At 59.3% G+C, this 12,806-nt stretch carries 12 protein-coding genes; 3 read left to right on the top strand and 9 right to left on the bottom strand.

Annotated elements, in window-relative coordinates:
- The first annotated feature begins 101 nt into the window (after positions 1-101).
- The 3 genes from ROI90_RS19030 (at position 102) to ROI90_RS19020 (ending at position 3,064) form a co-directional block, all read left to right on the top strand.
- Positions 102-773 carry a GAF domain-containing protein gene (locus ROI90_RS19030; RefSeq protein WP_315999870.1) on the top strand — a complete coding sequence of 224 codons (672 nt, stop codon included), beginning with the start codon at positions 102-104 and terminating at the stop codon, positions 771-773.
- 89 nt (positions 774-862) lie between these two features.
- The gene (locus ROI90_RS19025; protein ID WP_315999869.1) at positions 863-2,011 is read left to right on the top strand and encodes a CaiB/BaiF CoA transferase family protein; all 1,149 of its coding nucleotides are present in this window, start codon (positions 863-865) and stop codon (positions 2,009-2,011) included.
- Between the two features lie 186 nt (positions 2,012-2,197).
- Positions 2,198-3,064 carry a hypothetical protein gene (locus tag ROI90_RS19020; RefSeq protein ID WP_315999868.1) on the top strand — a complete coding sequence of 289 codons (867 nt, stop codon included), beginning with the start codon at positions 2,198-2,200 and terminating at the stop codon, positions 3,062-3,064.
- Positions 3,065-3,195: 131 nt separating this feature from the next.
- Here the strand turns inward: ROI90_RS19020 and trpS are convergent, their stop codons facing one another.
- The 9 genes from trpS to ROI90_RS18975 form a co-directional block, all read right to left on the bottom strand.
- A complete protein-coding gene (gene trpS / locus ROI90_RS19015; protein WP_315999867.1) occupies positions 3,196-4,173 on the bottom strand; it encodes a tryptophan--tRNA ligase in 978 nt (325 codons plus the stop codon).
- An 8-nt stretch (positions 4,174-4,181) separates the two neighbouring features.
- Positions 4,182-4,835, bottom strand: a complete 654-nt coding sequence (locus tag ROI90_RS19010) for a hypothetical protein (protein WP_315999866.1) — start codon at positions 4,833-4,835, stop codon at positions 4,182-4,184.
- Positions 4,836-4,859: 24 nt separating this feature from the next.
- A complete protein-coding gene (locus tag ROI90_RS19005; protein ID WP_315999865.1) occupies positions 4,860-5,609 on the bottom strand; it encodes a queuosine precursor transporter in 750 nt (249 codons plus the stop codon).
- 110 nt (positions 5,610-5,719) lie between these two features.
- Entirely contained in the window at positions 5,720-6,637 is a 918-nt protein-coding gene (locus tag ROI90_RS19000; RefSeq protein ID WP_315999864.1) for a ribonuclease Z, read from the bottom strand.
- A 110-nt stretch (positions 6,638-6,747) separates the two neighbouring features.
- Positions 6,748-7,122, bottom strand: coding sequence for an STAS domain-containing protein (locus ROI90_RS18995; protein ID WP_125431147.1), 375 nt, complete (start codon positions 7,120-7,122; stop codon positions 6,748-6,750).
- A 102-nt stretch (positions 7,123-7,224) separates the two neighbouring features.
- Entirely contained in the window at positions 7,225-8,019 is a 795-nt protein-coding gene (locus ROI90_RS18990; RefSeq protein ID WP_315999863.1) for a DUF4198 domain-containing protein, read from the bottom strand.
- Between the two features lie 43 nt (positions 8,020-8,062).
- Positions 8,063-8,569 (bottom strand): hypothetical protein, encoded by a 507-nt coding sequence (locus ROI90_RS18985; RefSeq protein ID WP_315999862.1) that lies wholly within the window; start codon positions 8,567-8,569, stop codon positions 8,063-8,065.
- A 170-nt stretch (positions 8,570-8,739) separates the two neighbouring features.
- Complete coding sequence (locus tag ROI90_RS18980) at positions 8,740-10,578, bottom strand: glycosyltransferase (RefSeq protein WP_315999861.1); 1,839 nt, start codon at positions 10,576-10,578, stop codon at positions 8,740-8,742.
- A gap of 145 nt (positions 10,579-10,723) precedes the next feature.
- Positions 10,724-12,544, bottom strand: a complete 1,821-nt coding sequence (locus ROI90_RS18975; RefSeq protein WP_315999860.1) for an alpha-amylase family glycosyl hydrolase — start codon at positions 12,542-12,544, stop codon at positions 10,724-10,726.
- Positions 12,545-12,806 lie beyond the last annotated feature (262 nt).

Below are 12,806 nucleotides of genomic sequence, written 5' to 3'. Positions count from 1 at the left end.
CAGTGGCAGCGGGGTCCACTGCCGGGGGCTTGCCCCAGCCGTGCCGGCGTGTTATCTTCGCTGAGTGAGTGCCCGCCCGGGGCCTGCCCGCCCAACAGAATATGCTAGACACTACCGCTATATCAGCTAAAGAGCGTCAGCTGGCGCTGCAATCCTATGACATTCTTCATTCTGCCCAGGAGAAATTATTTGATGACCTGGCGGAGTTAGCCGCGTACATTTTTAGCGTGCCCGTAGCCCGAATTGCGTTTGTGGGCACGGTTGAGGTGTGGCACAAAGCCGGCGTGGGCATGCCCGCGCAGGAGCGCATGGCCCCCGAGCAAACTCTGTGCTCCCAGGCCGTACTGGCAGAGGCGCCCGTGTTGGTGTTTGAGGAGTTGAACACCATGCCGGCTACCGCTGCCACGCAGGAGCGAGCGGTTCGATTTTATGCCGGGGCGCCGGTACGCACGGCCCAGGGCCTGGCCATCGGTACGGTATGCCTGGCTGGCTACGAGCCCCGACAGTTTAGCGCGGCTGAACAGCAGGTGCTTACCCAGCTGGCCACCTTGGTAATGCGGGCCCTGGAGGCCCGGCAGCGGCTGCGCAAGGCGGGCGAAGCGGCCTGGGAGCAACTGCGCGAAACTGCCGAAGCCACGTTGCACAACCAAATGGCCGTAGTACGCTACCTCAAAGCCCGCAGTGAAGGGGAGGTACCTGTGCCCGCCGAACTGCTGGAGCCCATTGCTAAGCGCCTGGAGGAAGTAGCCGACGTGCTCCGCCAGGCAGAGTAGGAAGGAGCGTAGGCCCTCGCCCCCCAGGCTTAGCAGTAGAAAGCGCTTCAGGAAGGCTGGATTTCCGAAGCCTGCCTACCTTCGGCCGCATGAATGCTACTGCTGATCCTCGTCCTGAGCTGCCCCTTACCGGCCTGCGCGTGCTGGAGCTGGCTTCCGTGCTGGCTGGACCCCAGGTAGGACAATTTCTGGCGGAGCTGGGGGCCGAGGTGCTTAAGCTGGAACCGCCTTCCGGCGACGTAACCCGTACCTGGCGCACTGCCGCCGAGGACCCGGCTACCACCGTCACGGCCTATTTCAGCAGTGCCAACTGGGGCAAGCGCAGCCAGGTGCTCGACCTAACTACCGCTGCCGGCCGCGCCACGCTGCACCAGCTGGCCGCCACCGCCGACATCGTGCTGACTTCCTACAAGCCCGGCGACGCCGAGAAGCTGCAGGCCGATTACGCCACCCTCTCGGCCCTGAACTCCCGCCTGATTTACGGTCATATCACTGGCTACGGCCCCACTGCCAGCCGTGCCGGGTATGATGCCGTACTCCAGGCCGAAACCGGGTTTATGCACCTCAACGCAGCAGGCCCCGGCCAGGAGCCCCAGAAAATGCCCGTGGCCCTCATTGACCTGCTCACAGCCCACCAACTCAAGGAAGGGCTGCTAACGGCCCTGTTTCGGCGGGAGCGAACCGGCCAAGGTGCGCTTATTGAAGTGAGCCTGCTGGATAGTGCCTTGGCGTCTCTGGCCAACCAGGCGGCTACCTGCCTGGTTACGGGCCACAGTCCCCAACCCCTGGGCTCCGGCCACCCCAGCATTGTACCCTACGGCACGGTGTACCCCGCCCAGGATGGGACACAACTGCTCCTGGCCGTGGGTTCCGACCGGCAGTTTGAGCAACTATGCGCAGTGCTGGAGCGGCCCCAGTGGGCGGAAGACGCTCGTTTCCGTCACAACCCCAACCGGGTTGCGCACCGCACCCAGCTGGAGGAATTGCTGCGCCAGCGCATTGCGGAACTGCCCGCCTCCAGCCTGCTAGCGGCGCTGGAGCAGCGGGCCGTGCCGGCTGGGGCAGTGCGCACAGTGGGGGAGGCGCTGGCGCAACCTACGGCCCAGGCCATGTTGCTGCCTGCCACCGCTTCCGTTGCGTGGCCGGGACTGCGCACGGTGGCTTTTCGGAGTACTGCCTGGCCGGTTGCCGCGCACCTGCTAGCCCCACCAGAACTTCCAGCCCAGCCGGCAAACTAGCGCAGCTGAGCGCAACGAAGAGGCAAGCTGATGGCGTGTTGGGGTGGGTAGATGAGGGCAGGCCGAAACTATGGAACCGCTAGTTTGCGTAGGTACAGGATTCCGGAACTGTGCTACGGCATGGTATTTTGTTGAATCTGGGCTTGGTTCTGCACTCCAGATCAGGCCCACTTACTCCCATTGATAATGCCGCACACCTCGCCCGCTACTCTACCCCAAACCGACGACGGTACGCCCGGGGCTCCTTTGGCTGCCACTACTCCTGCCGCCAGCCCTGCTACGCCTGCCGCTACTACCGCCAGTTCCCCCAATACCGATAATCTGCCCCCCAACGCGCCCGGTGAGCCCGCCCCTTCCCCCGCCGACCGGCTGGACCTGATATTTGAGGGGCTGAAGCAGAAATCATCCGCCAAGCAGGCTATTTACCGTAACACGCTGGCCACTTTCGACCTGTTGCGCAAAGTGTCGCAGGAGTTGGTGGTGGAGCTGAGCCGCCGCATTACGCCCGTCGATTCCACGGTGGTGATTGAGTACCGGCCGATAAACGACATGGAGTTTCACATCCGCTTCAGTGGCGACCTGCTGGTGTTTGTGCTGCACTCCAACATCGTCACCTTCCCCGACGACTATGGCCCCATGGATACGAAATACGTGGAGAATGACTTTCGGCGGCGCTTTTTCGGGCACATCATGGCCTACAACTTCATGGCCGACAGCATCAAGTACCAGCGCATGAATGACCCCGGCTACCTAGTGGGCCGCCTGCTTATCAATATTGACAACCACTACTTCCTGGAAGGCGTGCAGCAACTGGAACTACCCGATAACGACATGTCGGACAACCCCGTGACGGAGGACAGCCTCAAGCTCTTTGTGGAAAGCGCCATGATTGCCGCCGTCAACAACGACCTGATTGCTCCCCCGCTTACCGATATTCAGAAGATTTCGGTGAAGCAGAAACTGGAAAATCAGCAAGTCAGCCGGGGCAGTAAAGTGGGCTTCAGCTTCTACCACGAGCAGCGCCACCAGTCCATCGACGGGCTACCGTATTGAGCAGTGAAATTGTGAGGTAGTACGGTCGTCCTGAGCAGAGCGAAAGACCTTATCACGTAGGCATGACAACCGTCGCAACGGCTTGCTCTTACGTAATAAGGTCCTTCGCTCTGCTCAGGATGACCGGTGTTTTACCGCTTCTGGTAACCTACTTTTTCCCGCACTTTGTTGAGTACGGTGCTACCGTAGGCCTGAGCTTTAGCGGCACCTTCGGCCAGCTTGCGGTCCACTTCGGGCAGGTTGTTCATGTAGAAGTTGAACTGCTCCCGCTCCTGGGCGAAGCGGCTACGGATAACTTCAAAGAGCGCCTGCTTGGCGTGGCCGTAGCCGTAGCCGCCATTCAGGTAGTTCTGGCGCATTTCGGCAGTTTGCTCGGGCGTGGCCAGCAGCGAGAACAGCTTGAAGGTGGTGTCGGTATCGGGGTTTTTGGGAGCTTCCAGCGGGGTGCTGTCCGATACAATGAGCTTGATATTTTTGAGCAACGCCTTATCGTCGAGGAAGATGTCGATGATGTTGCCGTAGCTCTTGCTCATCTTCTGCCCATCAAGGCCGGGAATGGTCTGGATTTGCTCGTCCACCCGCGACTGGGGCAGCACGAAGGTGTCGCCGTAGCGGTTATTGAAGGCCGAGGCAATGTCGCGGGCAATTTCCAGGTGCTGCACCTGGTCTTTGCCCACGGGCACGATTTCCGCGTCGTAGAGCAGAATATCGGCCGCCATCAGCACCGGATACGTGAACAGGCCCGCATTCACGTCGGCAAGCCGGTCGCTCTTGTCCTTGAACGAGTGGGCGTTGGCCAGCATGGGGAAGGGCGTGAAGCAGCTCAGGTACCAGGCTAGCTCGGTCACCTGTGGCACATCCGACTGCCGGTAGAACAGGTTCTTCTCCGTATCGAAGCCGCAGGCCAGCCAGGAGGCGGCCACGGCGTAGGTGTTCTGGCGCAGCAGCTCGGCGTCGCGCACGGTGGTAAGGGAGTGCAAATCGGCAATGAACAGCAGGCTTTCGTTAGCGCTGCTTTTAGAGAGTTCAATGGCCGGAAGGATGGCGCCGAGCAGGTTACCCAAGTGGGGGCGGCCGGTACTCTGAATGCCGGTAAGAATGCGGGACATGGAAGAAGCTAGTTGCGGGAAGAAGTTGACAGGCCGTATGCCTGTCCAGTATTAATGGCTTTTACAAGGGTTGGCAGATCACGCACAGTAATGGTACCGCTCTCAATCAGGTTAACCAAATCAGGACGTTGGTTAACGTACGGTAGTAATGCTTCTCGGAAACGGGTGCCGCCACCCGTCAGCCAACTGGCTTGGATGGCAGAAACCGAAGTGCCACGGCCCCAGCGTAACAGATACACGTCATTCTCCGATTGCCCTCCCGTCATCATACCTCCAGCTCTCATTGTAGCCGGTGAGCCGATGGTATAGGCATAACGCATGAGCACCACTTGGCCGCTGTCGAGTTGCTCAACAAAAGCCTGTTCGATCAAGGCATCAATGAGCCCCTGCCGAACCTCAAAATCGTAGGCTACGGTGTACTTGTTGCCTTCTATCTGAAAGGATTGTACATCTTCCGGGGTTAATTTTATTGTTTTGCTTGCCTCATCTTTCACTAGCAACAAAGTGCTGCTTCGTAGCTTCATTTGCCCGTTCAACCGCTTATTACGGTCGGAACGCAATACATAAGAGCCCGGTCTGAAAGAATTTAACAAGGAGGTTTGAGCCCTACCCGGTAGCTGGAAAAGTAACCCAATAAACGTTACTAGTAATAAAAAACGCATCAGAGTGCAAGAATGAGAAGGTAACTATACAGCCTCATCAGCCACAGCTTCCTGCTGCAGCTCGCGGGTAGCTTCGTCGCCCAGGTAACGGTCGATGAGGAAGTGGGCGAGGTAGAGCACGGGCGTGAGCAGGATGGCAGCGGCAAATTTATACCAGTAATTGGCATTGGCCACGCTCAACACTTGCCCCAGCGTCCAGTTGCCGAACACGTAAAACGCCACGAACAGCACCACAAATGAATCGACGAGTTGGGAAACCAGCGTGGAGCCCGTAGCGCGCAGCCACACGTAGCGGCCCCCGGTAGCCCGGCGTAGCAGCTGAAACACGGTAGCATCCAGCAGCTGCCCGATACCAAACGCCGTGATGGAGCCCATGATGATGCCCAGTCCCTGGCGGAAAATGCTGCGGTAGGCAAAATCCACGTCAAAGGGGCGGCCCTGGGCGTCGGTGTTATTAGCCTCCAGCCAGAAGGCGGCCGGGGGCAGCAGGGTAGTGGCATAAATCACGAGGAAGGCGAACAGAATCAGACCGACCGTGAGGTAGCTCACCCGCAACACGCCTTCCTTGCCGAAATACTCATTGATAATGTCGGTGGTGACGAACACCACCGGCCAGATAAGTACGCCCGCCGTCAGGTTGCCAGGCAGACCCATTAGCGCATCCACTGAGAAAATCTTCACCCCGATAATTTCGGCCAGCAGCGCATTCACGATGAAAATGCCGCTGAGCACCAGGTACAACTGCTGCTTTTTGTGGGATAAAGGTTGGGGCATAAACAGAGAGGGGAAGAGAACTATCCTTCCGAGCAGGGGGAAGGAGTGTGGAATTACCGCCCGAAGATTTACTCGAATTCCGGGTGCTGCTGGAAAGGAAAGTGGTATGATTACTCGGCCAGTGAAACCGTGAGGCCTTCCACCGCTAGCTCCGTCCACTCAAACTGGGTTTTGGCCTCAGCCAGTAGGGGCTGCAAGTCGCGGTAGCGGCTACTGAAGTGCCCAATGAGCAGGCGGTGCACCTCCGCCCGCCGGGCCAGCAAGGCCGCCTGCCGGGCCGTGGAGTGATGAGTAACGGCGGCCCGCTCCCGCATATCATCCAGGAAGGTGGCTTCGTGGTAGAGTAAATCCACGCCGCGTACCAAATCGGCCAGACTTTCGGTGTATAAGGTATCGGAGCAGAAGGCATAGCTACGGGCCCGCTTAGGCTCCGTGGTTACATCGGTATTGCGCACCAACGTTTGCCCATAATCATCAAGCAGGTCGTTGCCGAGGGTAAGGGCCGAGAGCTGAGCCGGGGTAAGGCCATCGGGCAGGCGCTCAGCCAGCAGGCGGCGGCGCTTGGGCTTCTCCCGGAACAGGTAGCCGCAGCACGGAATGCGGTGGCGCATGGGCAGCGTGTGCACGGTCAGGTTCTTGTCCTCAAAAATCTGGCGGTGCTGGGTAGTGTCTACCGGGGTGAAGTCCAGCTCGAAGCTGAGCTGGGTATGGGAGTGCCGAAACTGCATGGTGAGCACCTCATCCAGGCCGGGCGGGCCAAACAAGCGCAACGGCTCCGTGCGGCCATTCAGGTGCATGGTGCCCAGTAAGCCAAACAGGCCAAAAAAATGGTCACCGTGCAGGTGGCTGATGAAGATGGTATGGATGCGCTGATGCCGGATTTTGTGCTCCATCAGCCGGCGCTGAGTGCCTTCGCCGCAATCAATAAGGTATTGGGCGCCGCCTGCCGTGAGGACCTGCGCCGTGTGGTGGCGGTCCAGGAACGGGGTGGCCGAAGCACTGCCTAAAATTTTCAGCTCAAACTCCATAGGTAGAAAAGCCTACAAGCTATAAGCTGCAAGCTGCAAGCCTTTGTTCTGAGGCACCAACCAGCAGAACGAAAAACTTGCAGCTTGCAGCTTATAGCTTGTAGCGAAGATTACTCCTTGCTGGTCAGGTCCCGCTCGATGGCGTGCAGGAAAATCCGGTCAATACCTTCTTCTACCGTGGGCAGGATGTGCAACACCGATTCCAGCTTGCTGATGGTCACCAGTTTCATCACGTGGTCCTGGAGGCCCGTTAGCACCAGCAAGCCACCCGTGGAGTTGCAGAGACGGTTGGCAATCAGGATGGAGCTCAACCCCGATGAGTCGGTATACTTAACGTTGCTCAGGTCCAGAATCAGGTTATTGATGCCTTCAGCATTCAGCTTCACAAATTCCGATTTCAGATCCGGCGCGACAGTTGTGTCGAGCTTTTTCTCGTCAATCGTGATAATCGTGTAGGTTTCTTTTTTATCGATGGAGTACTTCATACCGCAGGTTATTCGGTGGTTACGGGAGTTGCGAAGGTAACAAAAAAACGATTGAGACGTGAGGCTTTGGTGAACGGCACAAAAGCAGCCAAAAACAGCTAACTACCGCTGTTTTTTGTCTGCCAGACCGAAACTTAACGTACTCCAGGTGCTTTGCCAGTCGGCGGGAATACCCTTGGGGGCGGGCTCCATGCGCACAGTGCCGGCAAGGTACTCACCCGCCCCCGATAAACGAAACAGAATTCGGCCGTTTTGGTTACTGCGCAGTCGGCCAACAACGGAAATTACCCCATTGCCGCGCTGCCAGAGTACCACCTGTTGCCCGGCCACCGGCTGGCCGGCCCGCAGCACCCGCACCGTAAAAGCTGCCCCTGGCAGCAGGGTATACGGGTTTTGCTCGGGCACCAGCTCCAGAGGCAGCCTCAGCACCCGCCCCCAGGCCCGGGCCGTATCACGTGGTAACGCCGGGCCGGCCTGTACCAGGGTTTTGGCGCAGCGGCGGTAGGCCTCCCGCACCGGCTGCACCGTGTCGCCGGCCAGGGCGCGGCGGGCCGCCACATAGTCAAGCCCCTCTTGTTGCAGGTAGGCCGCAAAATTGAAAGCAGAGAAGGTAACAAAGAGGTTGTCGGTAGCTAAAGCCAGCAGATGCGTGCCAGGCTGAGCCAGCTGAATGGTGGTTTGTAGTGTATCGGCGGCCGTAACGGCAGGCAGCAAATTGGCTACCGGTTGGCCCGGCGCGCAGTGCCAGAAACCCGTAACGCGGCGGCTGGTGCCCGACCAGACAGTACCCTGCAAATGTTCGCCCGTGAGCCGCCGGATATGTACGCTTTGGCCCGGCTGCACCCAAAACCGGGCTGGTTTCAGCCAGAATTGTCCAGCCAAGGCTGAAATGGCCACGGCAGACAGCGGTATGAGCAGCGCGTATCGGCGGAGCATCACGCTAACGTTTACGCCTGAGCTCAATAAGACTCACCAACTGGCGCTGCTTGTTGATGAACAGCAGCCCGATGATGATTTTAGCAACCGACAGTACCAGCGGCGTGATATCGGGGTCGGTGATATCGGCGCGGCGCTCCTGCGACAACCGCAGCAGCAACAGGCCAAGGTAGGGCACCTCGTGCATCAGCAGTAGGCCGCCCACCACTATAATGGCAATACTGAGCACGGTGGAGCGGTGCATGTTCAGCGGCATCATGTTTTGGTCAATATCTTCTGCCAGCCGGAGCTTGTCCACGAGCCAAGCAGCCCGAAACAGGCAGAAATAGGGCACCACCGCAAACAGTCCCACGGCTACCGAGGCCAGCAGCAGAACCAGCACTATTTCAGCCCCGCCCGACAAGTAAGAGAGGGAAGTAGAAACCAACTGGGCAAGGGCGACCAGTATTTCCTTGAGCGTGAGCAGGCCAATAACCTTGATAATAATGATGAACAGATTACGGGACGTCATAACAGCGGGTAACTGGCAACTTAGATGGATAACTGAATGATTTACACAATACTTTGGTGCTCTGCTGCGGTAATAGGAATGCGTGGCTCTGCGGCGCAGTATCAAAATCCTGCCGCAGAGCCACGCATTTTTATTATCAAGGGCTTGCCTCTATGTGGCGGGAACCAGTGTTAGTGCCGTTCCAGCGCCAGCTGGTAGGCCCGGTCGTAGTACACGCGCAGGTTTTTCCAGTCGTATATCTCGGCGGAACTTTCCACGTTGTTGCGCTGCATAATTCGCTCCCGGCGGTTCATCTGCACAAAGTCCCAGAGCATGTCGGTGAGTTCATCAGCGGCTTCGTCAAAGCTTTTTTCCTGGCGCTGTACCACAAAAATGCCTTTTTCCTCGTGATTGGGCACGTTTTGCATCACGTAGTCGCCAAAACCGGAAAGGTCGCTGGTGACGGCCGGCACGCCCCGGGCCACGCACTCCAGCGGGGTGTAGCCCCAGGGCTCATAGTAGCTCGGGAAAATGCCCAGATGGCAGCCGCGCACAAACTGCCCGTACTCCATGCCGAATAGGGGGGAGGTGGGAGCTACGAAATCGGGGTGGTAGACGATTTTTACCCGGTCGTGCTGGTTGTTGACGAGGTTGGAGCGGCGCAGGAAGTTGAGGATATCATCCTGGGCATCATCCACCAGGTTGTGGGTGATGACGGGGGGCAGGCTGGTGGTTTTCCAGGTCTGGAGCAGGCGGCGGTAGCGCAGCTTCCAGTAGTCGTCCACCATGCTGCTCAGGTCGGGCAGGCGGTGGTCGGTGCTGGCGGCGGCGGCATAGAACAGCCGCTCACCTACCTGCTGCTCAATGGCCTCGCAGGTGGCCTGCACTTCCTCCAGCACAGCCCGGCTTTGCAGCACCTGGGGGTTAATGCTGTGGAAGGGCCGCTTGGTGATAAAAAACATGACCACGTTGCCCTCCAGCCCACTTTGCTGCAGGCGGTAGTTGAGGCGGGCCAGGGCTTCCAAGGTAAGGTCGAAGCCTTTGTTGTGGTACTCGTAGCGGCCGGAGGTGAACAGGTAGAGCGTCTTATCCAGGTCGAAGGAATACGACTGGAAAAAGTGCGCCATTACAAACTCATGAATCTTGCTCTTGTACTGCTGGTGCAGGTTCTGGAACTCGTGCAGGGCCACAAACCGCTCAATGTTGAGGCCGTTGGGCAGCACCGCGTCCGGAATCCGGTCGAGCAGGTAAATGCACTCCCGCACCGTTAGCTCACTCACGGTAGTAAACACGTGGGAGCCGTGGGCCGCAGCGCGCTCCATGGTTACGGCCGGCTCAATGTTGAAGTGCCGGGCCTCCGTTTGCCAGTCCACCTGCATGAGGTGGTCGTAGAAGTTGGGGTCGTTCATGGCCAGGTAGCGGCCCAGCAGGGTGGCGTGGGTGGTAAACACCACGTGCACGGGCACCTGCTCACGGCGCAGGGCCGGAATGGCCACGCCCGTCATCCACTCGTGGAAGTGAGCAATAAGTTGCTGAGGTGGCGCTACTTCGGCGGCCAGAATCTGCAGAAATACCTTGGCCAGCTCCCCAAACGCCACTACCTGGTGCAGCAGGTCGTCGTTGTCGGGGGTAGGAATGTGGTGGTGCTGCCAGAGGTCGGTCTTAATCTGACCCAGGCGGGGGTAGGCCTGGTAAGGATTAATAAGCACCACCCGGGGCCGGCCCGTTACCAGCCAAATGCCCATGCACACGTCGTAGCCCTGGCGGCGCATTTGGCGCACGGCCCCAGCAAACGGGTCCGAGAGGTTGGCCAGCTGGTAATCGTCATAAGGCTCAAACTCGCCCTGGGCCTGGTGGGCGAAGTAGGGCCCCAGCAGGCAGTACCGCTCATCCCAGACCTGCACGGTGGCGGGCACTTTGCTGCGGATAACGGTGTAAATGCCGCCTACCTGGTTGCAGACTTCCCAGGCAGCTTCAACCAGTAGGGCATCAGGAGCCATGGGCTCGGGCGTGGGTAAGGGAACTTGCATGAGAAATGGGGTACGGATGGGAGTATCGGCAAGATATACGGCCTCCCGCAGTTTCCGACAGCGAAGGGCAAGAAAAAGCGGCGTTTCGCGGACGGCTCGAAGCTCCTCCGTGAAACGCCGCCAGATGCAGCCGAACGCTCGGTAGTTACTGCGGGTCCTGGGAAATAATGAGGACCGAATACGGCGCCAGGCCGAAGGTGCCGTGGAAAGGCTGGTCGTCGTACACGCCATCCTCCGCCTCCGAGTCCACGCTTTCAAAGTTGCCAAACTCATGGTCGTAGCCTTCCCAGTCGGAGTTGAAGCGCACGCGCCAGTTACCGCTGCGGGGCAGGCCAATGGTGTAGTTGGGGTGGGCCCGGTCGGCGAAGTTGCAGAGTACCACGGTGGTGTCGCCGGGGCCGCCCTGGTCGCGGCGGATGTAGGCCAGGATTTTGTCCTCGTTGTTGAGGTGGTGCACCTCCACGTACTGGCCCAGCAGCCCGCGCGTATTGCCATTAAGGTTGCGCCGCAGCCGGATCAAATCCTGGTACAAGCGGCCCAGACCAGCGTGTTCCTCGGCGCGGTTCCAGTCCAGGGGCTGGTCATCGGAGAAGGAGCCATCGGCCAGCATGGTCTGGCCCTGAAAAATCATGGGGATGCCGGGCACGGTGAATACCAGCGCCGCGCCCAGGGTGGAGCGTTTCTTGGGAAACCAGGAGGCCGCGTTGCCGGGCATAATTTCCTCGGTTACGCGGGCCTTGCCGTTGGCTACCTCATCGTGGCTTTCGGTGTACACCACGCGCTGGAAGGCGTCGCCGTTGTAGCGGGCCTCCACGGCGGCGGCCACGGCGTGCATGTTGCGGTCAGCATCTTCAGGCGTTACCAGGGCGTCGCGCACTGGGTACACAAAGCAGGCATCCCACTGGGTGGAGAAGCCCTGGCCGTCTTCCTCAGGGCTGCGGGTGATGTACTCATTGCCCATCAGGTCCTCGGCAATGGTAATTTTCCAGGGCATCCGCTCCCGGATTTCCTCGTTGATCCACTTCATCAGGCTCCAGCCGTCGGGCAGGTCGTGGTCGGCGGAGGTGGTGCCGTACACGTTGCGGATATGGGCAATGGCGTCGCAGCGCAGGCCATCAAGGCGGAAATCCTCCAGCCACATCAGGGCATTGTCGCGGATGTAGCGGCGCACGGCCTCGCGGCCGTAATCGGGGCGGTTGTGGCCCCAGGGCGTTTCGGCCCGCCAGTCGTTGTAGAAGTAGATGCCGCCGCCGTCGTTTTCCTGCCAGCCGTCAAACTGCCACAGGTCCAGGTCGCCGGGCCCGAAGTGGTTGTAGACCACATCCAGAATAACGGCAATACCGCGTTGGTGAGCCGCTTTGATGAACTCCTTGAAAGCAGTAGGCCCGCCGTAGTCGATTTCGATGGCGAAGGGATGAGCCGGGTTATAGCCCCAGCTCAGGCTGCCCGGAAACTCGGTAGCGGGCATGATTTCCACGGCGTTGATGCCCAGCTCCACCAAGTGGTCCAGCTTCTCAATGGCATCGTAAAAAGTGCCGGGGCGCTGCGGGTCGGGGGCGTGAAAAGTGCCAATATGCAGCTCGTACACCACCAGCTCATTCCAGGCCGGCATCTGAAACGGCTCCGCTTCCCAGTCGAAGTGCGGTTCGTGCACCACCGAGTTGCCGGCCGAGTGCGTCACCTCCCGGGCGTAAGGGTCGTTCTTGGTCAGCTCGCCGGTGGGCGTAGTCAGGTGAAATTTATATTCGGTACCGGGGCCGAGGTCAGCGAAGTCGGCCGCCCAGTAGCCATCAGCTTCGTGGGTAAGCGGGTGGGCAGTGGGGTTCCACTCGTTGAAGGGGCCTACCAGGGCCACTGCCGTGGCGGCCGGGGCCCACACCCGGAAAGTAGTGCCGTGCTCGTGCGGAATAGCACCCATTCCGCTGTGGAGCACTGCAGGCGCGGAAGTAGTCGTAATTTCAGGCATTCGTTGTGGAAGAAAGACAGTGCGAAAGGTCAACAGTCAGGGCTCTTTACTGTATCTAAATCAGTAAAGTTGTGCCCTGCTGCTTACCGTTAGCTCAGACGGCGGAAACGACTACCGCTACCTGGGCCGGAGCAGAGTCTCCATTTCCGGCCGCCGCGCCGTCGCATCAGTATCTTTCCATATTTCAATAATTCTGCACCTTCGGGGCGCTCAACTACGCTTGCAGGGTCCCGCGAAGGTGCGGAACCCTCCCCGGCCCCAG

Source organism: Hymenobacter endophyticus (assembly GCF_032464715.1).
Taxonomy (GTDB): Bacteria; Bacteroidota; Bacteroidia; order Cytophagales; family Hymenobacteraceae; genus Hymenobacter; species Hymenobacter endophyticus.
Note: the sequence above shows the minus strand (reverse complement) of the source record. Positions and strands in the feature narration are given on the sequence as shown.